Source organism: Streptomyces coelicoflavus, assembly GCF_045041415.1.
In the GTDB taxonomy this organism is placed as follows: domain Bacteria; phylum Actinomycetota; class Actinomycetes; order Streptomycetales; family Streptomycetaceae; genus Streptomyces; species Streptomyces coelicoflavus.
In genome coordinates this window covers 3909465-3932888 of the sequence record NZ_CP108218.1, presented here as the reverse complement: position 1 = coordinate 3932888, position 23424 = coordinate 3909465, and the positions used below count along the sequence as shown (strand labels likewise).

General features: G+C 72.5%; 23 protein-coding genes. 16 read left to right on the top strand and 7 right to left on the bottom strand.

The window, feature by feature from the left end:
• Positions 1–54 precede the first annotated feature (54 nt).
• Entirely contained in the window at positions 55–567 is a 513-nt protein-coding gene (locus OHA99_RS17275; protein ID WP_194279986.1) for a GbsR/MarR family transcriptional regulator, read from the top strand.
• 91 nt (positions 568–658) lie between these two features.
• On the opposite strand, the gene OHA99_RS17270 is transcribed toward OHA99_RS17275, so the two are convergent.
• Positions 659–1555 carry a diacylglycerol kinase family protein gene (locus tag OHA99_RS17270; protein ID WP_153178732.1) on the bottom strand — a complete coding sequence of 299 codons (897 nt, stop codon included), beginning with the start codon at positions 1553–1555 and terminating at the stop codon, positions 659–661.
• Positions 1556–1740: 185 nt separating this feature from the next.
• On the opposite strand from OHA99_RS17270, the gene OHA99_RS17265 reads away from it, so the two are divergent.
• From OHA99_RS17265 to OHA99_RS17245, 5 genes are all read left to right on the top strand, one after another.
• On the top strand, positions 1741–3024 hold the full coding sequence (locus tag OHA99_RS17265) for an adenylosuccinate synthase (RefSeq protein WP_003975310.1): 1284 nt from the start codon (positions 1741–1743) through the stop codon (positions 3022–3024).
• 170 nt (positions 3025–3194) lie between these two features.
• Positions 3195–3686, top strand: coding sequence for a DUF3515 family protein (locus OHA99_RS17260; protein WP_108987319.1), 492 nt, complete (start codon positions 3195–3197; stop codon positions 3684–3686).
• 58 nt (positions 3687–3744) lie between these two features.
• Positions 3745–3945 (top strand): hypothetical protein, encoded by a 201-nt coding sequence (locus tag OHA99_RS17255; RefSeq protein WP_405696524.1) that lies wholly within the window; start codon positions 3745–3747, stop codon positions 3943–3945.
• 91 nt (positions 3946–4036) lie between these two features.
• Positions 4037–4921 carry a sigma-70 family RNA polymerase sigma factor gene (locus OHA99_RS17250; RefSeq protein ID WP_366472304.1) on the top strand — a complete coding sequence of 295 codons (885 nt, stop codon included), beginning with the start codon at positions 4037–4039 and terminating at the stop codon, positions 4919–4921.
• Between the two features lie 38 nt (positions 4922–4959).
• Positions 4960–5250 (top strand): hypothetical protein, encoded by a 291-nt coding sequence (locus OHA99_RS17245; protein ID WP_153178729.1) that lies wholly within the window; start codon positions 4960–4962, stop codon positions 5248–5250.
• A gap of 26 nt (positions 5251–5276) precedes the next feature.
• Here OHA99_RS17245 and OHA99_RS17240 read toward each other — a convergent pair whose 3' ends face one another.
• From OHA99_RS17240 to OHA99_RS17230, 3 genes are all read right to left on the bottom strand, one after another.
• On the bottom strand, positions 5277–5927 hold the full coding sequence (locus tag OHA99_RS17240; protein ID WP_153178728.1) for a hypothetical protein: 651 nt from the start codon (positions 5925–5927) through the stop codon (positions 5277–5279).
• A 128-nt stretch (positions 5928–6055) separates the two neighbouring features.
• A complete protein-coding gene (locus tag OHA99_RS17235; RefSeq protein WP_153178727.1) occupies positions 6056–6784 on the bottom strand; it encodes a GntR family transcriptional regulator in 729 nt (242 codons plus the stop codon).
• A 137-nt stretch (positions 6785–6921) separates the two neighbouring features.
• Positions 6922–8277: an aspartate aminotransferase family protein gene (locus OHA99_RS17230; RefSeq protein WP_164383864.1), complete on the bottom strand. Its 1356-nt coding sequence runs from the start codon at positions 8275–8277 to the stop codon at positions 6922–6924.
• Between the two features lie 259 nt (positions 8278–8536).
• Between OHA99_RS17230 and OHA99_RS17225 the strand changes: the two genes are divergently transcribed.
• On the top strand, positions 8537–10711 hold the full coding sequence (locus OHA99_RS17225) for a serine/threonine-protein kinase (RefSeq protein ID WP_405696520.1): 2175 nt from the start codon (positions 8537–8539) through the stop codon (positions 10709–10711).
• 25 nt (positions 10712–10736) lie between these two features.
• Here the strand turns inward: OHA99_RS17225 and OHA99_RS17220 are convergent, their stop codons facing one another.
• On the bottom strand, positions 10737–11504 hold the full coding sequence (locus OHA99_RS17220; RefSeq protein WP_153178724.1) for an SLATT domain-containing protein: 768 nt from the start codon (positions 11502–11504) through the stop codon (positions 10737–10739).
• A 283-nt stretch (positions 11505–11787) separates the two neighbouring features.
• On the opposite strand from OHA99_RS17220, the gene OHA99_RS17215 reads away from it, so the two are divergent.
• The 3 genes from OHA99_RS17215 (at position 11788) to OHA99_RS17205 (ending at position 13472) form a co-directional block, all read left to right on the top strand.
• Positions 11788–12135 (top strand): YbaB/EbfC family nucleoid-associated protein, encoded by a 348-nt coding sequence (locus OHA99_RS17215; RefSeq protein ID WP_153178723.1) that lies wholly within the window; start codon positions 11788–11790, stop codon positions 12133–12135.
• Positions 12136–12220: 85 nt separating this feature from the next.
• Complete coding sequence (gene recR, locus OHA99_RS17210) at positions 12221–12820, top strand: recombination mediator RecR (protein ID WP_007451877.1); 600 nt, start codon at positions 12221–12223, stop codon at positions 12818–12820.
• The gene (locus OHA99_RS17205) at positions 12813–13472 is read left to right on the top strand and encodes a DUF5063 domain-containing protein (protein WP_007451878.1); all 660 of its coding nucleotides are present in this window, start codon (positions 12813–12815) and stop codon (positions 13470–13472) included. Before recR ends, OHA99_RS17205 begins: the two co-directional genes overlap by 8 nt.
• Here OHA99_RS17205 and OHA99_RS17200 read toward each other — a convergent pair.
• Positions 13465–14367, bottom strand: coding sequence for a LysR family transcriptional regulator (locus tag OHA99_RS17200; protein WP_405696517.1), 903 nt, complete (start codon positions 14365–14367; stop codon positions 13465–13467). The genes OHA99_RS17205 and OHA99_RS17200 overlap by 8 nt on opposite strands.
• Before the next feature lie 82 nt (positions 14368–14449).
• Here OHA99_RS17200 and OHA99_RS17195 point away from each other — a divergent pair, with 82 nt between their 5' ends.
• Both OHA99_RS17195 and OHA99_RS17190 read left to right on the top strand, forming a co-directional pair.
• Positions 14450–15676: an MFS transporter gene (locus OHA99_RS17195; RefSeq protein WP_405696515.1), complete on the top strand. Its 1227-nt coding sequence runs from the start codon at positions 14450–14452 to the stop codon at positions 15674–15676.
• Between the two features lie 36 nt (positions 15677–15712).
• Positions 15713–16156, top strand: coding sequence for a GNAT family N-acetyltransferase (locus tag OHA99_RS17190; RefSeq protein ID WP_405696513.1), 444 nt, complete (start codon positions 15713–15715; stop codon positions 16154–16156).
• Positions 16157–16258: 102 nt separating this feature from the next.
• Here OHA99_RS17190 and OHA99_RS17185 read toward each other — a convergent pair whose 3' ends face one another.
• Complete coding sequence (locus OHA99_RS17185) at positions 16259–18442, bottom strand: FG-GAP repeat domain-containing protein (RefSeq protein WP_405696511.1); 2184 nt, start codon at positions 18440–18442, stop codon at positions 16259–16261.
• Between the two features lie 275 nt (positions 18443–18717).
• Here OHA99_RS17185 and OHA99_RS17180 point away from each other — a divergent pair, with 275 nt between their 5' ends.
• From OHA99_RS17180 to OHA99_RS17165, 4 genes are all read left to right on the top strand, one after another.
• Complete coding sequence (locus OHA99_RS17180; protein WP_153178718.1) at positions 18718–19995, top strand: aspartate kinase; 1278 nt, start codon at positions 18718–18720, stop codon at positions 19993–19995.
• Positions 19995–21080: an aspartate-semialdehyde dehydrogenase gene (locus OHA99_RS17175; RefSeq protein ID WP_153178717.1), complete on the top strand. Its 1086-nt coding sequence runs from the start codon at positions 19995–19997 to the stop codon at positions 21078–21080. The genes OHA99_RS17180 and OHA99_RS17175 overlap by 1 nt, the downstream gene beginning before the upstream one ends.
• 545 nt (positions 21081–21625) lie before the next feature.
• A complete protein-coding gene (locus tag OHA99_RS17170; RefSeq protein ID WP_007451881.1) occupies positions 21626–22198 on the top strand; it encodes a SigE family RNA polymerase sigma factor in 573 nt (190 codons plus the stop codon).
• Positions 22195–23412 carry a hypothetical protein gene (locus OHA99_RS17165; protein ID WP_405696509.1) on the top strand — a complete coding sequence of 406 codons (1218 nt, stop codon included), beginning with the start codon at positions 22195–22197 and terminating at the stop codon, positions 23410–23412. The genes OHA99_RS17170 and OHA99_RS17165 overlap by 4 nt, the downstream gene beginning before the upstream one ends.
• Positions 23413–23424: the final 12 nt, after the last annotated feature.

Sequence of the window (23424 nt, the reverse complement as noted above, 5' to 3'; positions counted from 1 at the left end):
TTCAGAAACTTGTGAAGTTAAGGAACCGTCAAGACGGTGAGGGATGATCGTGGGATGAGACAACCAGCGGATCGGGCGGATCAGGCGGCGGGGCGCGACCCCGAGGCGGTGTCGAAGTTCGTGGAGGGCTTCGCGGCCCAGCTCGTCGAGGCCGGGATGCAGCGCATGCCGTCCCGGGTCTTCGCCGCGCTGCTGGCCTCCGACTCGGGTTCGCTGACCTCCGCCGAACTCGGCGAGCAGCTCCGGGTCAGCCCGGCCGCCGTCTCCGGCGCCGTGCGCTACCTCTCGCAGCAGCACATGGTCTCGCGCGAGCGGGAGCCCGGTTCGCGCCGGGAGCGCTACCGGGTGCACAGCAACCAGTGGTACGAGGCGCTGACCAACCGCGAGGCCGTCCTCAAGCGCTGGGAGAGCGCCCTGAGCGACGGCGTCACCAGCCTCGGCGCCGACACCCCGGCGGGCCGGCGCATGGCCGAGACACTCGCCTTCTTCGAGTTCGTCGACGAGGAGATCGCGGCGATGATGGAGCGCTGGCGCGTGCACCGGGAGGAGCGGTTCGGACAGGGGTGAAACCGGACCCCCCTGAACGCGGACCGGACCCCTGAACCCGGACCCCCGAACACGGACTCCTGAACCCGGACCGGAAGCCCGAACCCCGCCCCTACCCGGCCGGCAGCGTCAGCCCCCACGCCCCTTCCCGCGCCACCCATGTCCGCGTCCCCACCGGTCCGCACACCACCGCGTCCGCCCGGTACCGGAAGTGCGCCCCCGACACGGTCACCGTCCGCCCGCTCGCCGTCAGCGGTGCCGCCTGAGCGCCCACCGACAGCGGCCGCACCTCCACCGCGGCCAGCCCGCCGCCCTCCGGCGTCACCGTCAGTGCCTCCACCGGCTGGTCCAGGTCGACCAGCGTCACCCCGTCGACCTCCACCCGCAGCCGGGCCGGACCCGCGGCCCCCGGCGCCACGGCGGTCCGCGCCGGACGTGCGGAGGCCAGCGTCCGTACGAGCGACTGGCAGGTCCGCAGCCAGGGGCGGAGCGACGCCGGGCCGGGCGCCGGGTCCTCCCGCCCCGGGACGGGGAACGGGGCCGGCGGAATGCCCACCGCCCCCAGCACCACCCCGTCGCTGTCGTCCACGAGCAGGTCCAGGCGCCGTTCCGCGCCGTCCAGCACGGCCCGCGCCGCCGCCACCGCCCCGGTCGGCAGCCCCAGGGACCGGGCGAGACCGAGCGCCGGGCCCACCGGCACCACCGACAGCGCGCACCCCGCGAGCTCCCGCTGCCGGTGCAGCAGCGCCACGGCCCGTAGCAGCGCACCGTCGTCCCCGACCACCACCGGGCGCCGCGAGCCGCGCCGGCGCAGCGCCCGCGCGAACTCCTCCGGGCCGTCCGGAAGACACACCTTCGTATGCGACGCACCGGCGCTGAGCACGTCTTTCGCGATCCGGACGGACTCCCCGTCCATGCGCCGGGCGGCCGGATCCACCACCACCAGAAGCTGGTCGGACCTCGCGGAAGAGTTCGCGGAAGAGCTCGCGGAAGTCGCCACCTCGGCCATGCCTCGCTTCCTCGGGTAGCATCTTGGTGCAAGAGCCCCTTGCGCTGTTGCGCCAGGGGCTTCGTCTATTCCGGGGCACCCGGTCCGACGGTTGGCGGCCAACGACGGTCGCGGTGTACGTGGCGGAAACCCGTCGCATACGCCCTCGACCATGGACATGCCCCGCCCGGAAGGGGTGTACGCGCGTGCCCGCACTTGTGCTGCTCGGTGCTCAGTGGGGTGACGAAGGCAAGGGAAAGGCGACGGACCTGCTCGGTGGCTCCGTCGACTATGTGGTGCGCTACCAGGGCGGCAACAACGCCGGCCACACGGTAGTCGTGGGCGACCAGAAGTACGCCCTGCACCTGCTCCCTTCCGGAATTCTCTCCCCCGGCTGCACGCCGGTCATCGGCAACGGCGTCGTCGTCGACCCGTCGGTCCTGTTCTCCGAGCTGAGCGGGCTGAACGAGCGCGGCGTCGACACGTCCAAGCTCCTGATCAGCGGCAACGCTCACATCATCACGCCGTACAACGTCACCGTCGACAAGGTGACGGAACGCTTCCTCGGCAAGCGGAAGATCGGCACCACCGGGCGCGGCATCGGCCCGACCTACGCCGACAAGATCAACCGCGTGGGCATCCGGGTCCAGGACCTCTACGACGAGTCGATCCTCACCCAGAAGGTCGAGGCGGCCCTCGACGTCAAGAACCAGATGCTCACCAAGCTCTACAACCGCCGCGCCATCGCCACCGGCCAGGTCGTCGAGGAGCTGCTGGGCTACGCGGACAAGCTCGCGCCGTACGTCGCCGACACCGTCCTGGTCCTCAACCAGGCCCTCGACGACGACAAGGTGGTCCTCTTCGAGGGCGGCCAGGGCACGCTCCTGGACATCGACCACGGCACGTACCCCTTCGTCACCTCGTCGAACCCGACCGCGGGCGGCGCCTGCACCGGCGCCGGCGTGGGCCCGACGAAGATCAGCCGGGTCATCGGCATCCTCAAGGCGTACACGACCCGCGTCGGCGCCGGACCGTTCCCGACCGAGCTGTTCGACGAGGACGGCGAGGCCCTGCGCCGCATCGGCGGCGAGCGCGGCGTCACCACCGGCCGCGACCGGCGTTGCGGCTGGTTCGACGCGGTGATCGCCCGCTACGCCACCCGCGTCAACGGCCTCACCGACTTCTTCCTCACCAAGCTCGACGTCCTCACCGGCTGGGAGCAGATCCCGGTCTGCGTGGCCTACGAGATCGACGGCAAGCGCGTCGAGGAGCTGCCGTACTCGCAGTCCGACTTCCACCACGCGAAGCCGGTCTACGAGACGCTGCCCGGCTGGAGCGAGGACATCACCAAGGCGAAGTCCTTCTCCGACCTGCCGAAGAACGCCCAGGCGTACGTCAAGGCGCTGGAGGAGATGTCCGGCGCCCCGATCTCCGCGATCGGCGTCGGCCCGGGCCGGGACGAGACGATCGAGATCAACTCGTTCCTGTAGGCACGGCGCACGCACCACGACGGCCGGGACCCCGCGCGGGGCCCCGGCCGTCGGCGTCGGGCGGGCGGATACGCTGGCCGAAACAGCAGGGGCCGGGACATCACGGTCACCACGGTCACCACGGTCACCGCGGTCACCGCGGTCACCACGGACAGACGGAGCGAGCGGACATGCGGAAGCCCACCACCCGGACGTGGATCTGGCTGACCGCGGCGGTCGTCGTCGTGACCGGCGGGGCCTTCTACGTCGACGGCCACCGCGTCTCCGCCGCACCGCACGCCGGCGACGCCAAGTGCGACACGGTGATCTCCCGCCTGCCCGAGGACATACCCGGCGCCTCGCGCGACTGGGCCCTGGGCGACTCGGTGGCGTCCTGGGGCGGCCAGAAGGCCGTGTTCCGCTGCGGTGCCGAGGAGCTCCAGCCCAACATCAACCTCTGCGTCACCGCCGACGGCGTCGACTGGGTCCTGGACGAGGCACGGCTCAAGCGCGACGGCGTGAGCGTCCTGCGGACGTACGGTCGCTCACCGGCCGTGGAGTTCACGTACTCCGGTCCGCGCGAGGAGGTGGGCGGCATCCTCGCCGCACTGGATCCCGCCGTGAAGTGGATCCCGCAGGAGCGCAAGTGCATCGGCCTCGACGAGGCCGCCACCGCCCTGTAGCCCTCCCTTCGGCCCCCTTCGCCGGGCGCCGGAGCGTGGCCTGGTGTCGGATCGGGACATGACCGACTGTGACCGCGCCGCCTCCTGCCAGGGCCCGTACGGCGGCGAGAACGGCCCGGAGGACTGCGGCGACCCGGTCCGCTTCGAGGTCGCCCGGCACCTTCGGGCGCCGCTGCGGGTGTGCCCGGTCCACCTGGGACCGTCGCTGCTGCTGGCCGCCGGGGTGCTGTGGCCGCCGGGGATCATCCTGGTGCGGTGAGAGGCCCTTGTGGGGGTGCGTACGCCGGGTGGTTCACTGGGTCCCGCCCTCCCCCGAGGACCTGTGAACGGACGCGGAAGGAAGCCGTACGGTGCCCGGACGACCCGATGACGTGGCCCGGCAGTTCGAGCTGGACCGGCCCCGGCTGCGGGCGGTCGCGTACCGGATCCTCGGTTCGCTCGGTGAGGCGGACGACGCCCTTCAGGAGGCCTGGCTGCGGGCCGACCGGACGGACACTTCCGAGGTGGCCAATCCGTCGGGCTGGCTCACCACGGTCGTGGCCCGGGTCTGCCTCAACCTGCTCCGCGCCCGGGACACCCGCCGCGAGGAGCCGCTGGACGACACGCCACGCGGGCGGGCGGCCCGCACCGGCACCGGCACCGATCCGGCCGAGGAGGCGCAGCTCGCCGACGAGGTCGGGATCGCGCTGCTGATCGTCCTGGACACCCTCGGGCCCGCCGAGCGGCTCGCGTTCGTCCTGCACGACATGTTCGACGTGCCCTTCGACGACATCGCCGCGATGCTCGACAAGACCCCCGCCGCCACCCGCCAGCTGGCGAGCCGGGCCCGCCGCCGGGTCCGGGGCGTCCCCGCACCCGAGGCCGACCTGCCGCGCCGGCGCCGCGCGGTCGACGCCTACCTGGCGGCCACCCGCGGCGGCGACTTCGACGCGCTGGTGGCCCTGCTCCACCCGGACGTCGTGCTGCGCGCCGACGCGGCGGTCGTGCCGACGCCCGAGCCCTTCACCGTCGGTGGTGTGGAGCCGGTGGCCAGGGGCGCGATGGCCTCGATGGGCCGGGCCCGGGCCGCCGCCGTCGTCCTCGTCGACGGCCGGGTGGGCATGGCGATGGCCGAGCACGGCAGGCTGCGCGTCGTCCTCCGCTTCGACTTCGCCGCCGACGGCCGCATGACCGGCATCGACGTGATCGCCGAGCCCGCTCGACTGAACGAACTGGACATCACGGGCATAGGCTGAACCCGTACACGTCGCGTCGGCAGAAGAAGGTGAGTGCGATGCGCGTGCTGCTCAAGGCGACGCTGGACACGGAGAAGGGCAACGAGGCGATCCGCAGCGGGAAACTGCCCGACGTGATCAGCCGGATGCTCGACCAGCTCAAGCCGGAGGCCGCCTACTTCGGCCCCGTCGGCGGCCGGCGGACGGCCCTGCTGGTCTTCGACATGCAGGACAGCTCGGAGCTGCCGCCCACCGGCGAGCCGTTCTTCACCGAGCTGAACGCCGAGGTCGAGGTCTCCCCGATCATGAACGCGGACGACCTGCGCAAGGGACTGTCCCAGCTCGGCTGACCGGCAGCGACCGCTGAGGTCCCCGGTCAGCTGAAGACGATCATCGACCCCTGTGCCAGGCTCCGCGTCGCCGCCGTGTGCAGCCCCAGCCACACGTGGCGCTCCCGGGCGAACGGGCTGGCGTCGTACGGCGCGGGCACGGCCGGTTCCTCCAGCTCCGTCGGGGCGAGCGGCGGCTGCGGTGGAGCAGGGGGGTTGGCCGGGTCGATGCCGAGGGCCGGGGCGACGGCCTCCAGTTCCCGCAGCAGGGCGTGCGAAGAACCCAAGGGGCCGCCGCCCGCCAGGAGTTCGTCGTTGGCGAGCGGATGCGGGAAGTCGACCGGGACGTAGGCGCCCGCGTGGTCGTAGTGCCAGACGAGGTGGGACTGCTGGGCCGTCGACTCGAACATCTCCAGCAACTGCTCGTAGTCCCCGCCCAGTTCGTCCACCGGGGTCACCGGCAGTCCGCACACCTGAAGGAGGTAGGACCGGCGCAGGAAGTGCAGCGCGTCGTAGTCGAAACCGGCCACGGGCGCGACCTCGCCGGAGAGTCCCGGCATGTACTGGTACACCGGCACCGGCGGCAGCCCGGCCTCGGCCAGCACCTTGTCGTATTGCGCGAGTTCCTCGGCGAACGGGTTGTCCGGCGTGTGGCACAAGACGTCGACGAGCGGTACCAGCCACAGGTCACAGGCCAAAAGAGGGCTCCTCACACAGCACGGTGGTCAGGGCAGCGTAGTCGGTGCGTGTCGGTGGTGCGTCGGGCGCGCTTCGCGTGCAGGTCCCATACCCATCTGGGGCCGGGCCACGACACGTCCGGCGTTGGTCATCCCCCGGCGACGCCGCCGTCGCTGCCCCCGGCGCTGCCGCCGGTGAGCCCTTCGATGAGGGCGAGCGAGTGGGCGTTGTACGCGTCGACGAGCGCGCGTGCGCCCGGGACGTCGCGGTGGGCGAGGGCGTCGACCAACTCGGTGTGCCCGGACCACAGCGCGCCGCGCAGGTCGCTGAGCCGGCGCAGGTGCTGCACCGTGCACACCCAGCTCTGCACGCGCAGCCGGTGCAGGAAGTCGCAGAGGTAGGGGTTGCCGAAGAGGGCGGCCAGTTCGCGCCAGTAGCGCAGGTCGTAGCCGATCAGGACGGTCAGCTCCCCGGCCGAGGCGGCGCGCTGGGCCTCCTCGCCGCGCCGGCGGACCCCGGAGAGCGCGGCGGCGATACGCGGATCGGCCGGGTCCGGCAGGTCCGCGGCGAGGGCGAGGAACATCCCGTCGGTCACCAGACTGCGGGCCTCGATCATGCCGCGGAAGTCGTCGACCGAGTACTCGTGGACGCGGAAGCCCCGGTGGTGGTCGGCGTCGAGGAGCCCCTGCGCGGACAGGTCGACCAGGGCTTCGCGCACCGGCGTCGCGGACACCCCGTACTGCTCGGCTATCTCCTTGACCGTGAACTCCTGCCCCGGCTGGAGCCGCCCGGCCAGTACCTCGTCGCGGAGCGCGTCGGCGATCTGCTGCCGCAGGGTGCTGCGCGTGACGGCACCGGTACCGCTGGGGCCGGGCATGGTCGGGCGTCTCCTCGTCGGGTCCGGGGCGCCGGTCGGGCGTCGTGCTGGGCGTCGTTCGGGGGGCGTGCTCGTACATATGTCTACCGCGTACGAGCACGCAACCCTACGCGCTCGGATCCGGCGCCCGACCCCGCTTACCGTGTGTACTCGTCCGCCACGGACAGTGCCGTGTCCAGGGCCGCGAGGCCCTCCTTCAGCTCCGCCTCGGTGATGTTGCACGGCGGGACCACGTGGGTGCGGTTCATGTTCACGAACGGCCACAGGCCGTGGGCCTTGGCGGAGGCGGCGAACGCCGACATCGGCGCGGCCGCCTGTCCGGTCGCGTTGTACGGCACCAGCGGCTCCCGGGTCTCCCGGTCCTTCACCAGCTCCAGCGCCCAGAACATGCCGGTCCCGCGCACCTCGCCCACGCTCGGGTGGCGCTCGGCCAGCTCCCGCAGCGCCGGTTCGACGACCTCTCCGCCGAGCCGCGCGGCGTGCTCGACGACGCCCTCCTCCGCCATCACGTTGATCGTGGCGACGGCGGCGGCGCAGGCCAGCGGGTGCCCGGAGTAGGTCAGTCCGCCGGGGTAGGGCCGCTCGGCGAAGGTCGCGGCGATCTCGGCGGAGATCGCGACGCCGCCGAGGGGCACGTAACCCGAGTTCACACCCTTGGCGAAGGTCATCAGGTCGGGCACGACGTCGTACAGATCGGCCGCGAACCAGGTACCGGTGCGCCCGAACCCGGCCATGACCTCGTCGAGCACGAAGACGATGCCGTACTTGTCGCAGATCTCGCGCACGCCGGCCAGGTAACCGGCCGGCGGCATCATGATCCCCGCGGTGCCCGGGATGGTCTCCAGGATGATCGCGGCGATCGTCCCCGGACCCTCGAAGGCGATCGTCGTCTCCAGGTGCTCCAGCGCCCGCGCGCACTCCTGCTCCTCGTTCTCGGCGTAGAAGCGCGAGCGGTACGGGAAGGGCGCCCAGAAGTGCACGACGCCGGCCGTGCCGCTGTCGGAGGCCCAGCGGCGCGGGTCACCGGTGACGTTGACCGCCTGCTGGGTGCCGCCGTGGTACGAGCGGTACGCCGAGAGCACCTTGGGGCGGCCGGTGTGCAGCCGGGCCATGCGCAGGGCGTGCTCGACGGCGTCGGCGCCGCCGTTGGTGAAGAAGATCTTGTCCAGGTCGCCGGGCGTCCGCTCGGCGATCAGCCGGGCCGCCTCCGAGCGCGCCTCGACGGCGAACGCGGGCGCGAACGTCGTCATCCGCGCCGCCTGCTCCTGGATCGCGGCGACGACCTTGGGGTGCTGGTAGCCGATGTTCGTGTAGACGAGCCCGCTGGAGAAGTCGAGGTAGCGCTTGCCTTCGTAGTCCCAGAAGTACGACCCCTCGGCGCCGGCGACGGCGAGCGGGTCGATCAGCTCTTGCGCTGACCAGGAGTGGAAGACGTGCGCGCGGTCCGCGGCCTTCACGGCGGCGCCGGCCTGGGGATTGGGCTGAGGGGTCATGCGGCCGAGGGTAGATGTCCGCGATGCGGAAACGGAATCGGCGTCCTGTCTGCGGTCGGGAGCTTTCCACGACAGGTTGTCGACGCGTCGCCGGTGTGTTGCCGGTGTGTTGCCGGTGCGTCGCTCGTGCCTCGGCGGTGCGTCGCCGGTGCGGGCGGGCCGCTCCGTTACGGAACCGTGGACAACGCCCGCCCTTCGTGAGACCGAGCCCGCACTATCCTCGCCCTGTTGCTCACGTGCGGGGGGAAGGCGGCGCGGCATGCGGAAACTGGGGGACGGGGACCCACAGCACATCGGGGCCTACCGGCTGCTGGGGCGGCTGGGGGCGGGCGGCATGGGCCACGTCTACCTGGCCCGCTCGGACCGCGGGCGCACCGTCGCCGTCAAGCTGGTGCGCGAGGAACTGGCCGCGCTGGAGGAGTTCCGCGAGCGGTTCCGGCAGGAGGTCGAGTCCGCGCGCCGGGTCGGCGGGTACTGGACGGCGCCCGTACTGGACGCCGACACCGAGGCCCCGGTGCCGTGGGTCGCCACCGGGTACGTCGCGGGGCCGAGCCTCCAGCAGGTCGTCGGGCACGACCACGGTGCGCTGCCGGAGCGGTCGGTACGCACGCTGGCGGCCGGTCTCGCCCACGCGCTCCAGGACATCCACGCCGCCGGGATCGTCCACCGCGACCTCAAGCCGTCCAACGTCCTGGTCACCATCGACGGCCCCCGCGTCATCGACTTCGGCATCGCCCGCGCCCTGGAGACGGTGACCGACGGCGGCCTCACCCGCACCGGCGCGCTCGTCGGCTCGCCCGGGTTCATGGCGCCCGAGCAGGTGCGCGGCGACCGCGTCACGCCCGCGTGCGACGTCTTCTGCCTCGGCTCGGTCCTCGTCTACGCCGCCACGGGCAGGCTGCCGTTCGGCGCCGCGAACAGCGGCGTGCACGCCCTGATGTTCCGCATCGCGCAGGAGGAGCCCGACCTGGAGGGCGTGCCCGAGGGCGTCGCCGACCTCGTCCGCGACTGCCTGAGGAAGGACCCCGCCGCGCGGCCGGGCCTCGCCGAGGTCCTGGAACGCACGGGCGCGCAGGACACGGTCACCGACGGCCGCTCCCGCGACCCGTGGCTGCCCAGCGCCCTGGTGGCCCAGCTCGGCCGGCACGCGGTACGGCTGCTGGACACGGAGAACCCTGAAGACGCGGGGTCCGCGGGGTCCGCGGGGTCTGTGGGGTCCGCGGGGCAGGCGGGGGCTGCCGGGCAGGCCGGGAGCCGCGGGGCGTCGGCCGCGCTTGGCGGGGGCGCGGCAGCCGGGTTCGGAGGTGCGGGGTCCGGCGGTGCCGAGACCGGCGGCGCGGGTTCCGACGGTGCGGGGCCCGGCGGTGCGGGGCCAGGCACCGCGGGGACCGCCGGAGAACCGCCGGACGGTGCGGCGCCGGGCGGTGCGGTGCTGGACGGCGCGGGTGCGGAGCCGGTGCCGGGCGGTGCGACGCCGGTGGGCCCGCCGCCCCCGCGTGAGCCGGGCAGCGGCGGCACCCCGCTGGACCACCTCCCGACCCTGGTCGCCGGCCAGGCCCTGCCCACGCCTCCGCCCGCCGCCAACGGCCATGCCCAGCCGCCCGCGCCGGGACACGCCCAGGCCCCCGACGAGGGATGGCACACGGCGCAGCCCGGCCACCACCGGCCCGGCCATCAGCAGCAGCCGGGGTACCAACAGCCCGGGTACCAGCAGCCGGGGTACCAACAGCAGGGCCATCCGCAGCCGGGCTACCCGCAGTCCGGTTACCAGCACCCGTACGGCGGGGGCGGCCTCGGCCCGACCCCGCCCCAGGGGCCGCCACCGTACGGACCCCCGCACGAGCCGCCCCGCAACGCCCGCGCCACCGCGCTGCTGATCGTCGTGGCCCTGATCGTCGCGCTGGGCGCGGGCGGCACGGTCTACGCCCTGATGCGCGGCGACGGCACCGACGCGGCGGGCGGCGACCCCACCCCCACGCGGTCCACCGGCGCGCCGCAGGACCCGGGGCCGGGCTCGCCCGGCACGTCGGACCCGGCGGGCCAGTCGCCGTCGACCGGTTCGACCGCTCCGTCCGCCGACGAGGGCACGGTCCCGGCCGGGTACCTGGGCGGCTGGGCGACCGCCATCGACAACGCCTCCGGCACGCACCCCCGGCGGCTGACCATCGCGCAGGGCGAGGTCGGCGAGACGGTGCTGACCCTCGTGGCGGACGGCCCGACGGACACCGGCACCTACCACTGCGTGTTCGCCGCCGCCCTCACCGCCGAGCCGGGCGCCGACGGGCCGCTGCGGCTCGGCCCGTCCCGGGTCACCAGCGGGCCGTCCACCAGTTGCGCCCCGGGCGGGTCCAGCACGGTCACCCTGCTGCCCGACGGCAGCCTGGAACGCACCAACGACGACACCGGCGAGGCCCTGGTCTACACCCGGGGATGAGCGGACGTGACCCCGCCACCGGTCGTCACCGGGGCTCCGGCGGGCGCTGGCGGGGCATGTTCGGGCGGGAGCCGTTCTGCGGGGGGACCGGGAAGCGGCCGGTGGCGCCGGTGCCCGTGCCCTCGGGGCGCGGCCCGTCGGCCGCCGCCGCGGCGTGCGGTCCCAGGGGCGCCGGTCCCGGACGGAAGCTCACCATCCAGTCCGTCGTCTCGGCCCGCACCAGCTCCGTCACGTCCTCCGAGAACCGCCGCAGCACCAGCAGGCACCGCTCGGCGGCCTCACTCGCCGTGCCCTCCGCCGGTCCCAGCACCTCCCGCACACTCTCCGACGCCCAGTCGAACTGGAGCGCCTGGAGCCGGCGCTGCACCGCCTGCGCCGTGGCCACGTCCCGCATCCACCCGGCCGTGACACCGAAACACCGGTCGACCGCCACGCACGCCACCGCCCACAGCAGCGCCAGATACCCCCAGGGCGCGACCCCGCCCACCGCCCCGGACAGGTCGAGCAGCGGCAGCGCCGCCCCGGCGACCGCGCCCACCGCGGCCCCGCCGCGCAGCAGCACGGCGCCGCGCCGCTTCCACACCCGGTCCGCCAGGTACCAGGCCGCCGTGTCCAGTGCGCCCCGCTCCACCCACCGGTACAGCTCGTCGAGGCGCTCGGCGGGCAGGGCCCAGTCCCCGAGGGGAAACGCCCGCCCGGTCAGGTCGCCCGGCCGCGCCCCGGCCGCCCCCTCACCGCCACCGCCCGCTCCGTTCCGCGGCGGCCCCTCGGGCTGCATCTCCGGCTGACCCACCCGGCACTCCCTACTGCTCGCCACTGCTCGCCGTACCGCTCGCCGTCCGCGAGGACTCGTGCGCTGGCATCATGCGCCGGAACACTGCGCCGGAACCCTTCCTACCGCCCAATGGGTGGCGAAGAGCCGGGTGCCGCCGGTTTTCCGCCCGGAAGAGGGCGTTGATCAGGTATAGGGCTGCCACCGCATCACTCGAAAGAGTGCTGGGGCGGGGGCCGCCCGGACCACGTAGGCTCGTGCCGAACGGCAAAACCGTCGTGACCGGACTTGATGGGAGCTGAACGTGATCCCCGGTGGTGGCCAGCCCAACATGCAGCAGCTGCTCCAGCAGGCCCAGAAGATGCAGGAGGACCTGGCGAAGGCGCAGGAGGAACTGGCGCGGACCGAGGTCGACGGCCAGGCGGGCGGCGGCCTGGTGAAGGCCACGGTCACCGGCTCCGGCGAGCTGCGCGGTCTGAAAATCGACCCGAAGGCGGTGGACCCCGAGGACACCGAGACCCTCGCCGACCTGATCGTCGCGGCCGTCCAGGCGGCCAACGAGAACGCGCAGAACCTCCAGCAGCAGAAGCTCGGCCCCCTCGCCCAGGGTCTTGGCGGTGGCGGCAGCGGTATCCCCGGCCTGCCGTTCTGAACCGTCTCCCCGGTTCGCCTTTCTCAGACCGGCCGAAGCCATCTACCGTACGTAGTGCACGAACCTCAGGAAGGACGGCAGTCCGTTGTACGAAGGCGTGGTCCAGGACCTCATCGACGAACTCGGGCGGCTGCCCGGCGTCGGTCCCAAGAGCGCGCAGCGGATCGCCTTCCACATCCTCCAGGCCGAGCCGACCGACGTACGGCGGCTCGCCCAGGCCCTCATGGAAGTGAAGGCCAAGGTCCGCTTCTGTGCGACCTGCGGAAACGTAGCGCAGGAGGAGCAGTGCAACATCTGCCGGGACACCCGGCGCGACCCTTCCGTCATCTGCGTGGTGGAGGAGCCGAAGGACGTCGTCGCCATCGAGCGCACCCGTGAGTTCCGCGGGCGCTATCACGTGCTCGGCGGCGCGATCAGCCCGATCGACGGGGTCGGCCCGGACGACCTCCGCATCCGTGAGCTGCTGGCCCGCCTGGCGGACGGCACGGTCACGGAGCTGATCCTGGCCACGGACCCGAATCTGGAGGGCGAGGCCACGGCCACGTACCTCGCCCGCATGATCAAGCCCATGGGCCTCAAGGTCACCCGCCTGGCCAGCGGCCTCCCGGTGGGCGGCGACCTGGAGTATGCGGACGAGGTGACCCTCGGCCGCGCCTTCGAGGGGAGACGACTCCTAGATGTCTGACGCCACGCTGCACGCGACCGACCAGAATCCGGACGACTTCGCGGTCCAGATCGCCGACCAGATCGAGAGCTTCCTGGTGGCCGTCACCGAGGTCGCCAAGGGCGACGAGCCGGACTCGGCCGTCCCCTTCCTCCTCCTGGAGGTCTCCCAGCTGATGCTGGCCGGCGGCCGCCTGGGCGCCCACGAGGACATCGTCCCCGACGAGCGCTACGAGCCCGACCCGGGTCCGGAGCAGGACGTGGACCTGCTCCGCGAGAACCTGGCCCGCATCCTCGACCCGATCGACGTCTACTCCGAGGTCTTCGACCCCTACGAGCCGCGCAAGGCCCCGGTCCCGGCCCGTATCTCCGACGACCTCACCGACGTCATCACCGACCTGCGCCACGGCATGGTCCACTACAAGGCCGGCCGCACCACGGAGGCGCTGTGGTGGTGGCAGTTCTCCTACTTCTCCAACTGGGGCTCCACCGCCTCCGCGACCCTGCGTGCCCTCCAGTCGGTCGTCGCCCACGTCCGCCTGAACCAGCCCCTGGAGGAGCTGGACGGCCTCGACACCGACCAGGACCTCGGCGACGACGCCCTGGAGTCGGAGGCCGGCCGCGTCATGGTCCAGGAGATCGCGGGACCGCTGGGGCTGCGCCCGGTCAAGTAGCGGCGCCCTCCGGGGTTTCCGGGGTTTCCGGTACGCCGAGCAGGCGGAGGAACGCGGTCGCAGCGGGCGTGCGGCTGCCGGGCGGCCAGACGACGTACTCGACGCGGGCCGGTGCGTCGGTGACCTGAATCGTGGTCACCCCGCTGAGCTGGGGCACGTAGGCGGAGGGCAGCATCGCGACGCCGAGGCCCTGTCCGACCAGCCGTGCCAGGAAGTGCGTGTTCGTCACCTCGAAGGCGACGTCACGGGTGAGGCCGGCGGCGGAGAAGGCCAGGTCGGACTGGGCGCGGCCGGCGGTCTTCGCCGGCAGGTCCACGAACGTCTCCTCGGCGAGCCGCCGCAGATCGACCGGCCCCCCGCCGGCGAGGGGGTGATCGGGGGAGACCACGGCGACGAGCCGGTCACGGCCGACGACGTGCGCCTCGACCCCTTGAGGGCGCGCGGTGGTCGGCAGCCCGAGGAAGGCGACCTGGACGTCCCCCTCCTTGACCCGCTCGACGAGTTCCTCACTGGGGCTCACGCGCAGGCTGACGCGCACCTTCGGATACCGCTCGCGGAAGTCGCGCAGGGCGCGCGGGACGTCGACGGCGGCGACGGACGAGATCACGCCAACGCGGAGCTGCCCGCGGACCTCGCCGACGGCGGCGGCCACCTCGTCGGCCGCGCGTTCGGCGGCGGCCAGGCACTGCCGGGCGGCCGGGAGGAACGCCTCCCCGGCCGGAGTCAGCCGCACCCGGCGGGTGGTGCGCTCGAAGAGCCTGGCACCCAGCTCCTGCTCCAGCCGTGCGACCTGGTGGCTGAGGGCGGACTGCACGACGTGACACCGCTCGGCGGCCCGGGTGAAGCTCATGGTCTCGGCGACCGCGAGCACGTAGCGCATCTGCTGGAGCTCCATGGCTGTTTATCTTGATCCAAGATAAATGAGGTGACAAGCATGTGTTGGACTCATGGATCGGCCATGAGCAGACTTCATTGACATGTCCGCACACGTACCAGAGACCTCGACCTCGTCCTTGAAGGGATGGCTGGGCGTCGCCGCCATCACGGCCAGTCTCTTCGTCTTCCTGACCACCGAGTTGATGCCCGTGGGCCTGCTCACCCCGCTGAGCGAGAGCCTGCACGTGTCCGTCGGCACCGCCGGTCTCATGGTCACCGCCCAGGGTGTCGCGGCCGGCCTCGGCGTACCGTTCATCGTCGCCTGGACCAGACGTGTCGACCGGCGCCCGCTGCTGACCACGCTGCTCGCGGTGCTCACGCTGGGCAACCTCGTCACCGCCGTCTCACCGAACTACCCGCTGATCCTCGGCACCCGGCTCCTCATGGGCTTCGCCAGCGGGGTCTTCTGGGCCATCGGCGTGAGCATGGCCATGCGGATCGTGCCCGAACGGCACGCGAACCGGGCCGCCGCGGTGGTGATGTCCGGCATCTCCATAGCCACGGTCGTGGGCATCCCTCTCGGCACCGTCATCGAGGCACAGACCGACTGGCGGACCACCTTCGGCATCTGGGCCGGGCTCAGTGTCCTGGTCCTCGTCGCCGTCGCGGCCCTGGTCCCGTCGATGCCGTCGCGGAACGCGGTCTCCGTCCGCGAGGTCTTCCAACTGCCGGTCGGGAACGGGCAACTGCGCACGGTGCTGCTCGTGGTCGTCTTCTTCGTGCTCGGGCACTTCGGCGCCTACACGTTCGTGCGCCCCTACCTGGAGGACACCGCGGACGCCTCGTCCGGCTTCATCACCACCGTTCTGATCATCTTCGGCGTCGGCGGCGCGGTCGGGAACTTCGTCGCCGGACACACGGTGAACAAGAGCCTGCGCGGCACCTTCGTCGTCGGTCTCGCAGGGCTCCTGGCGGCCCTGTTGCTGCTGCGCTTCGTCGGGAACGGGGAACTCGGCGCCGTCGTCGCGCTGGTCCTGTGGGGGCTCTCCTTCGGAGCCGTGCAGCTGTCGCAGATCAACATGACGCTCGCCTCCGCGCCCGACGCCTTCGAAGCCGCCATGTCGCTCAACACCATGGCCTACAACACGTGCATCGCGCTCGGCGCGCTCTTCGGCGGTCTGCTCGTCGACCACGTCGGCGTCACGAGCGTCCTGTGGTTCGGCATGGCCCTGGCCGCGGCGTCGCTGCTGCTCCGGCTCGCCACCGGCCGGGCGGCGAAGACCCGGGCCGACGCGCCCGAGGACGACCTCGCCCCCACCGTCGGGTAGGCGGAGGAAGGCCAGGAGGAAGAAGGTGAGGAAGACATGACGTCGGAGAACCACACCTGGACCCATCGCCTCGACGAGGTGGACCTCGACGAGCTGTCCCGGCTGTACCTGCTGGCCCCCTTGGGCAACAAGCCTCCCGAGGCACTCGCCACCGTGTTCGGCAACAGCCGCTACATGTGCTTCGTCCACGCCGGCGACGTCCTCGTCGGCGCGGGGCGCGCACTGGCCGACGGGGTCGACTGCGCCTGCATCGCCGACGTGGCCGTCCATCCCGAGCACCAGGGGCGGGGCCTCGGTTCGGACATCGTCCGCCGGCTCGTGGAGCTGGCGGAGGGCCACAAGAAGATCATCCTCTACGCCGCCCCCGGAACCGAGCCCTTCTACCGCGGGCTCGGCTTCCTCCACATGAACACGGCGATGGGCATCTGGTCCGACCCCCAACGGGCCGTAGGCATGGGACTGCTCCGCCCGGCGGACTGACGATGCCGCCTCACCGGAGGGCCGTCGGGTCCGCGGCCGGTGGGGCGGCCGCCGCCCGGGCACGTGCGGAAGGCAGCGCCCGGGCCGGTTGCCCGCCGCCGGTCAGAGCACCGCCGTGTGGTCCGGGTACGTGTCGAGGACGGTGTCGCCCTTCCGGCTGCCGAAGGGCGCGCGCCAGTTGCCGGTGCCGGGGTAGTAGTACGTGTACTCGGGACCGTAGGCGTACAGGTCGGGGTGTCCGTCGTGGTCGGCGTCGCCGATGCCGACGATGTACTGGTAGGCGTTCCAACCGCCGCCGATCCGGGTGCGGGGCGCGAAGGTGCCGTCGCCCTTGCCGAGGTAGAGCCACAGGACGCCGGCCCGGTCGCGGGCGATCAGGTCGCCCGTCGCGGCGCCGCCGATGTCGCCCGTGGCGATCAGGTCGTTGTAGACGCCCCAGCCGCCGCCGACCCGGGTGCGCTTGGCGAAGGGGGCCCGCCAGTCGCCGGTGCCCTTGTACAGCCACAGGACGCCGCTCTTGTCGGTGGCGAGGAGGTCGGCCCTGCCGTCGTTGGTGAGGTCGCTGCCCGCGGCGATCCTGTCGTAGACGCCCCAGCCGCCGCCGATGCGGCTGCGGGTGGCGAAGGTGCCGTCGCCCTTGCTCAGGTAGAGCCAGAGGACGCCCGCCTTGTCGCGCGCGACCAGGTCTCCGTGCGCGGCGCCGCCCAGGTTGCCGCCCGCTTCGATCCGGTCGTAGGTGTTCCAGCCGCCGCCGACGAGCTTCTCCTCCGTCGTCCGGGTCAGTTGCCTGTCCAGCGGGGCGAAGTAGGAGTCGGTGCGCCACAGGCGGCCCGACGCGTCGCGGGCCAGGAGGTCCGGGCTGCCGTTGTCCGTGTAGTCGTGCGGCGCGGAGGCGCGTACGACCTTGAAGGTGCCGGACGCGCTCAGGGTCGGGCCGATGCCGTTGCGCGGGCGGGCCGAGATCTCCCACGTGTAGTCGCCGTTGGGCGCGTCGGCCGTCGCGTGGTCGACGTCGCCCAGCCAGTCGAAGGTGAAGCCCGTCGACTCGGGCCCGTAGAAGACCGCCTGGGTGAGCTTCCCGCTGCGCTTGTGACGCAGTGTCACCCACAGTTCCGCGTTGTCCCGCGACAGCGTCCAGCGCAGCTTGGCCCGGCCGCCGTCGCGGTCGAGGTGGATCACCTCGGGGACGTTGTGGCCGACGAGGGCGAGGCTGGTCGGTTCGCCGGTGCTCGCGACCATGGCCGCGGTCGGGGTGCCGTCGGCGTCGGCGGTGATGCGGTAGACGCCCTCGCCCTCGGCGACGGTGCCGCCGCGTGCGTAGAGGACACCGTCGGGGGAGACGGCGGCGGACGTGAGGTGGTCCAGCAGCTTGGTGGCGACCCCGGTCTTCAGGTCGCGGGCGGTCAGGTCGTGCAGGGTGCTCTCGTAGGCGTCGGTCAGGCCGCCGGGGTCGCCGTGCACCACGTGGTCGCCCTGGAGACCGACCTGGATGTCACGGGCCGTCGAGGCGGGCAGTTTGATCCGCTGCGTCCCGCCCGTGGCGCGTGTGCGGACCATGATGCCGGTCCGCTCCGTGCCGTACTCGACCCAGGCGACGTAGTCCCGGGAGACGGCGATGTCACCGTTGCCGGTCGGCTCGTCCCGCAGGCCGGTCTCCGTCACGGCGCCGGTGGCGAGGTCGATCAGTCCCCAGTACTTCCTGCCGCCGCTGGTGTAGGTGATCAGGCCGTGAGCGGCGGTGCCGGACGAGACCCTGCGGTTGGTGGCGTCGGCCGGAAGGCCGGTCACCGGGGACCTTCCGGAGCCCTTGGTGTGCATGAACAGGTCGGCGCCCGCGGGTGAGCTGCTGTCCGTGCTGAAAAGTGCCTGGCCCGCCGCACCCGCGTAGTCGAGACCGGCGGCCGGCTGGACGAAGACGTCGAAGATCTTGCGGCCGGTGGCCACGTCCCGCAGCTCCGCCGTGTCGCGGCGCGACTGCACGGCCACCAGGTCGCCGTATCCGGTGGCCTGCATGGGCAGGCTGTCGGCCAGGTCGGTCACGGCGCCGTCCGAGGCCCGCACCCAGGCCCGGTCGTTCTTGGTGCTGTCCCAGGTCAGGTAGCCCGATGCGGTGACTGCCACGATCTTGTGGTGGACCGGGAAGGCGGTCGCGGCGGTCGCGGCCGCCTGCTGGGCCGGTGGGGCGGCTACGGCCGGAAGTGCCGGAAGGCCGGCGGCGCCGACGGCGGCGGCGAGAACGGCGGCGGCGACGGCGAGCCGTCCGCGCACCGGGCGTGCGTGTGACAAGGCGGTGATCCTCCCCAGGTGCGGCGCACCACGCGCCGGCGGAGGATCAGACTCCCCACCGACCGGCGAGGTTGTGGCCCGATGACCTTGTGAACGTGTGACACACCGCACTTTCCCGAGTGACCCGCGTCCCCCTGGGCATGAGCCAGCCTGAGCGAGTACCCGGGTCTCACCATGCGATACCGCAGGGGCGAAACCCGGACGCTCGGTAAAATGAGCCGACCGCAGTACATACACGTACGTGCGGAAAGAGACGGATTGAGCGAGGAGCGCACGTGGGCCTTGTCGTGCAGAAGTACGGAGGCTCCTCCGTAGCCGATGCCGAAGGCATCAAGCGCGTCGCCAAGCGGATCGTGGAAGCGAAGAAGAACGGCAACCAGGTGGTCGCCGTTGTTTCCGCGATGGGCGACACGACGGACGAGCTGATCGATCTCGCCGAGCAGGTTTCCCCGATCCCTGCCGGGCGTGAACTCGACATGCTGCTGACCGCCGGAGAGCGTATCTCCATGGCGCTGCTGGCCATGGCGATCAAAAACCTGGGCCACGAGGCCCAGTCGTTCACCGGCAGCCAGGCCGGAGTCATCACCGACTCGGTCCACAACAAGGCCCGGATCATCGACGTGACGCCGGGGCGCATCAAGACCTCGGTGGACGAGGGCAACGTCGCCATCGTGGCCGGCTTCCAGGGCGTCAGCCAGGACAGCAAGGACATCACCACGCTGGGCCGCGGCGGTTCCGACACCACGGCCGTGGCCCTCGCCGCCGCGCTCGACGCGGACGTCTGCGAGATCTACACGGACGTCGACGGCGTGTTCACCGCCGACCCGCGCGTGGTGCCGAAGGCGAAGAAGATCGACTGGATCTCCTTCGAGGACATGCTGGAGCTCGCTGCCTCCGGCTCCAAGGTGCTGCTCCACCGTTGCGTGGAGTACGCCCGCCGGTACAACATCCCGATCCACGTGCGGTCCAGCTTCAGCGGACTGCAGGGCACGTGGGTCAGCAGCGAGCCGATCAAGCAAGGGGAAAAGCACGTGGAGCAGGCCCTCATCTCCGGAGTCGCGCACGACACCTCCGAGGCCAAGGTCACGGTTGTCGGGGTGCCCGACAAGCCGGGCGAGGCGGCCGCGATCTTCCGCACCATCGCCGACGCCCAGGTCAACATCGACATGGTCGTGCAGAACGTGTCCGCCGCCTCCACGGGCCTGACGGACATCTCGTTCACGCTGCCCAAGACCGAGGGCCGCAAGGCCATCGACGCGCTGGAGCGGAACCGGCCGGGCATCGGCTTCGCCTCGCTGCGCTACGACGACCAGATCGGCAAGATCTCCCTGGTCGGCGCCGGTATGAAGAGCAACCCGGGCGTCACCGCCGACTTCTTCACCGCGCTCTCCGACGCCGGGGTGAACATCGAGCTCATCTCGACCTCCGAGATCCGCATCTCGGTCGTCACCCGCAAGGACGACGTGAACGAGGCCGTGCGCGCCGTGCACACCGCCTTCGGGCTGGACTCCGACAGCGACGAGGCCGTCGTCTACGGGGGCACCGGACGCTGATGTCCGGCATGCAGGACAGCGGCCGGGACGGCCGCACCGGCAGGCCCACGCTCGCCGTCGTGGGCGCGACCGGTGCCGTCGGCTCGGTCATGCTCCAGATCCTGTCCCAGCACGCGGACGTCTGGGGCGACATCCGCCTGATCGCCTCCCCGCGCTCGGCCGGCCGCAAGCTGGCCGTACGGGGGGAGGAGGTCGAGGTGGTGGCGCTCGCCGAGGAGGCCTTCGACGGGGTCGACGTCGCCATGTTCGACGTGCCCGACGAGGTCTCCGCGCAGTGGGCGCCCCTCGCCGCCGCCAAGGGCGTGGTGGTGGTCGACAACTCCGGCGCGTTCCGGATGGACCCGGACGTGCCGCTCGTCGTGCCCGAGGTCAATCCGCACGCGGTGCGGATGCGGCCGCGCGGGATCGTCGCCAACCCGAACTGCACGACGCTGTCCATGATCGTGGCGCTGGGCGCGCTGCACGCCGAGTTCGGGCTGCGCGAACTGGTGGTCTCCTCGTACCAGGCGGTCAGCGGCGCCGGGCGGGACGGCGTGGACACGCTGCGCCGGCAGCTGTCGCTGGTGGCCGGCACCGAGCTGGGGACCCACCCCGGTGACGTACGGCGGGCCGTCGGCGACGACACCGGCCCGTTCCCGGAGCCGGTCGCGCTGAACGTCGTGCCGTGGGCCGGATCGCTGCGGGAGGACGGCTGGTCGTCGGAGGAGATGAAGGTGCGGGACGAGTCCCGCAAGATCCTCGGGCTGCCCCGGCTGCCGGTCGCCGTGACCTGCGTACGGGTCCCGGTGGTGACCACGCACTCACTGACCGTGCACGCCCGTTTCGAGGGCGAGGTCAGCGTCGAGGGGGCCCGGGAGATCCTGGCCACCGCACCCGGCGTCGTCCTGTTCGACAACCCGGCCGCCGGGGAGTTCCCCACGCCCGCCGACGCGGTCGGCACCGACCCGACCTGGGTCGGCCGGGTGCGCCGGGCCCTGGACGACCCGACCGCGCTCGAACTCTTCGTGTGCGGGGACAACCTCCGCAAGGGCGCCGCGCTGAACACCGCCCAGATCGCGGAACTGGTGGCGGCCGAGTTCGGCTGACCATCGGTCAGAGGCGGATCGGTGGGGCAAAAGCCCTGGCTGCCATGGATTTCATTTGTAGGATCCATGGACGAGATGTGATCCGGAAGTTGGTCCGGACTACTTGTACCGGGCACCCGTGCCGTCAGAGGATTTCCTCCCCGCCCTCCGCAACCGTGCGAGTGGCGGGGAGCGTCTTTGCGGTCACCCATTCGGGGCGCGGGGACGCGTGGGTCGGCGTGGGGACGCCGAGGACGGGCGTGGGGACGCCCGTGCACACGGGACATAGGGGAAGAGCGGACGATGAGGGCCTATGACGCACCGTCAGGCGGCTGGCTGCCCGGGAGACGGTCTGGACCGTACGGACTTTCCGGACTCTTCGGGCGGTGGTCCGGCGGACGCCGGAACGTGACGTCCGGCACGTACAACCCTCACGGGGGTGGACGTGTCCAACTGGCGTGGCAGAGGTTCTCGAATTCACCGCAGGAGCACGGGGGGCGGCATTGCGCCCGCCCGTCCCGCCCGCCCGGTCCGTCCGTCCCCGCGTGGCCGGTCCGGCCGGTGGCATGCCGGTGATCGCGCCCATGCCCGCAGCGCGGCCGGCCCGCATATCGAACCAGCGCGACGGCGCCGAGGAAGTGGCGGCGGGGACCACCGTCGACCACCTCACCGAGACCTACCGGGCGCACTACCGCTCGCTGCTCGGACTCGCCGCCCTCCTCCTCGACGACACGGCCTCCTGCGAGGACGTGGTCCAGGAGGCCTTCATCCGTGTCCACTCGGCCCGCAAACGCGTCCGCGACCCGGAGAAGACCCTGGCGTACCTGCGTCAGACCGTCGTGAACCTCTCGCGCTCGGCGCTGCGCCGCCGCATCCTCGGTCTCAAGCTCCTCTCCAAGCCCATGCCCGACATGGCGAGCGCGGAGGAGGGCGCCTACGACCAGTTGGAGCGGGACTCCCTGATCAAGGCGATGAAGGGCTTGCAGCGCAGGCAGCGCGAGGTGCTGGTCCTGCGCTACTTCGCCGACATGACGGAGTCGCAGGTCGCCGAGACGCTCGGCATATCCCTGGGCTCGGTCAAGGCGTACGGTTCCCGCGGGATCGCGGCGCTCAGGGTGGCCATGGAGGCTCCGGCATGAGCGACGGCAACGACGCGCGACCGGACGCCCGTGAGGGGCGCGAGGGGCATGACGCGCGACCGGACGCCCGTGAGGGGCACGACGCGCCCGCCGCACCGGACGGCGGGCGAGAGCAGCACACGCACACGCACCCTGGGAACGGAACTGTGAACCACGGCCCCGCCGAGCAGGGCCCCGACGCTCCGGGGACCGACGGTCCGGCCACCGACGAGGCCGCGCTGCGCGCGATGATGCAGCGGGCGGTCGGGGAGATGGAGCCGAGCGACGGCACCCTGGAGCACCTGCGGCGGGCCGTGCCCGCCCGGCGGGCCCGCAAGCGCCAGGCCTTCGTCGGCGCGGCGGCCGCCGCCCTCTTCCTCGGCACGGCGGTCCCGGCCCTCGTACACGTCTCCAACTCCACCGGAGCGGGTGCCGACCCGTCCGTCGCGGGCAACGCCTCACAGGCCCAGGGCGGCGCCTCCCAGGGCAAGGACCCGGCCGGCGGCCAGAGCGGCATCGCCGGTTCCGGGGACACCGACAAGGGCAAGGACAAGGCCGACCCCAAGCAGACGCCCGGCGGCAAGGAGAGCGACCCCTCGAAGGGCTCGTCCCCCACGGACGCCCCCAGCGCCAGCAGCCCCGCCGACGTCCCCGCCTGTGCGCCGGGCTCCCTCGGCCCGTCCGTCGCGAGCAGCGCGGCCCCCGACTCCACGGGCGTGGTCTACGGCTCCTTCCGGGTCACCAACGTCTCCCCGGGCGGCTGCACCGTCACCGGTCCCGGCAGCGTGGTCACCACCTCGCTGGGCGCCGCGGACGCCGGCCGGGTCGGCACCGCCCGGCACGCCGCCGGGGACGCCGCGGCCGGACTGCCCGACCCGTCGCTGGAGGCGCCCTCGCTGACCCTGGCGCCGGGGGCGGCGTACGAGGTGCGGTTCGCCTGGGTGCCCTCGGAGACCTGTCCCACCACCGGAGGACCCACGGGGGGCGGCACGGGCGGGCCCTCGCCCGATCCCTCGCCCTCCGGGGACACGACCGCCTCGGGCGGCAACTCCGCGGCCGGCGGCGGAGAGGCAGGCCCCACGGCCCAGCTGGTCACCGAGGACGGCCCGGCCGAGGGAAGCGTGTCGGTGACGTACAGCCCCGAGGGCGGCTCCGGCTCGGCGACGGCCACGGTGACCAACGCGTGCGTGGGGACCGTGTACTGGACGGGACTGCTGGCGGACCCGGGGGCGTAAGGCCCCCACGGG

Excerpts from the sequence above, each read along its gene's own strand:
- OHA99_RS17275 (WP_194279986.1), top strand. The coding sequence starts at position 55 with ATGAGACAACCAGCGGATCGGGCGGATCAGGCGGCGGGGCGCGACCCC.
- OHA99_RS17270 (WP_153178732.1), bottom strand. The coding sequence starts at position 1,555 with ATGGCCGAGGTGGCGACTTCCGCGAGCTCTTCCGCGAACTCTTCCGCG.
- OHA99_RS17260 (WP_108987319.1), top strand. The coding sequence starts at position 3,195 with ATGCGGAAGCCCACCACCCGGACGTGGATCTGGCTGACCGCGGCGGTC.
- OHA99_RS17255 (WP_405696524.1), top strand. The coding sequence starts at position 3,745 with ATGACCGACTGTGACCGCGCCGCCTCCTGCCAGGGCCCGTACGGCGGC.
- OHA99_RS17245 (WP_153178729.1), top strand. The coding sequence starts at position 4,960 with ATGCGCGTGCTGCTCAAGGCGACGCTGGACACGGAGAAGGGCAACGAG.
- OHA99_RS17235 (WP_153178727.1), bottom strand. The coding sequence starts at position 6,784 with ATGCCCGGCCCCAGCGGTACCGGTGCCGTCACGCGCAGCACCCTGCGG.
- OHA99_RS17230 (WP_164383864.1), bottom strand. The coding sequence starts at position 8,277 with ATGACCCCTCAGCCCAATCCCCAGGCCGGCGCCGCCGTGAAGGCCGCG.
- OHA99_RS17225 (WP_405696520.1), top strand. The coding sequence starts at position 8,537 with ATGCGGAAACTGGGGGACGGGGACCCACAGCACATCGGGGCCTACCGG.
- OHA99_RS17205 (WP_007451878.1), top strand. The coding sequence starts at position 12,813 with ATGTCTGACGCCACGCTGCACGCGACCGACCAGAATCCGGACGACTTC.
- OHA99_RS17200 (WP_405696517.1), bottom strand. The coding sequence starts at position 14,367 with ATGGAGCTCCAGCAGATGCGCTACGTGCTCGCGGTCGCCGAGACCATG.
- OHA99_RS17195 (WP_405696515.1), top strand. The coding sequence starts at position 14,450 with ATGTCCGCACACGTACCAGAGACCTCGACCTCGTCCTTGAAGGGATGG.
- OHA99_RS17190 (WP_405696513.1), top strand. The coding sequence starts at position 15,713 with ATGACGTCGGAGAACCACACCTGGACCCATCGCCTCGACGAGGTGGAC.
- OHA99_RS17175 (WP_153178717.1), top strand. The coding sequence starts at position 19,995 with ATGTCCGGCATGCAGGACAGCGGCCGGGACGGCCGCACCGGCAGGCCC.
- OHA99_RS17170 (WP_007451881.1), top strand. The coding sequence starts at position 21,626 with ATGCCGGTGATCGCGCCCATGCCCGCAGCGCGGCCGGCCCGCATATCG.
- OHA99_RS17165 (WP_405696509.1), top strand. The coding sequence starts at position 22,195 with ATGAGCGACGGCAACGACGCGCGACCGGACGCCCGTGAGGGGCGCGAG.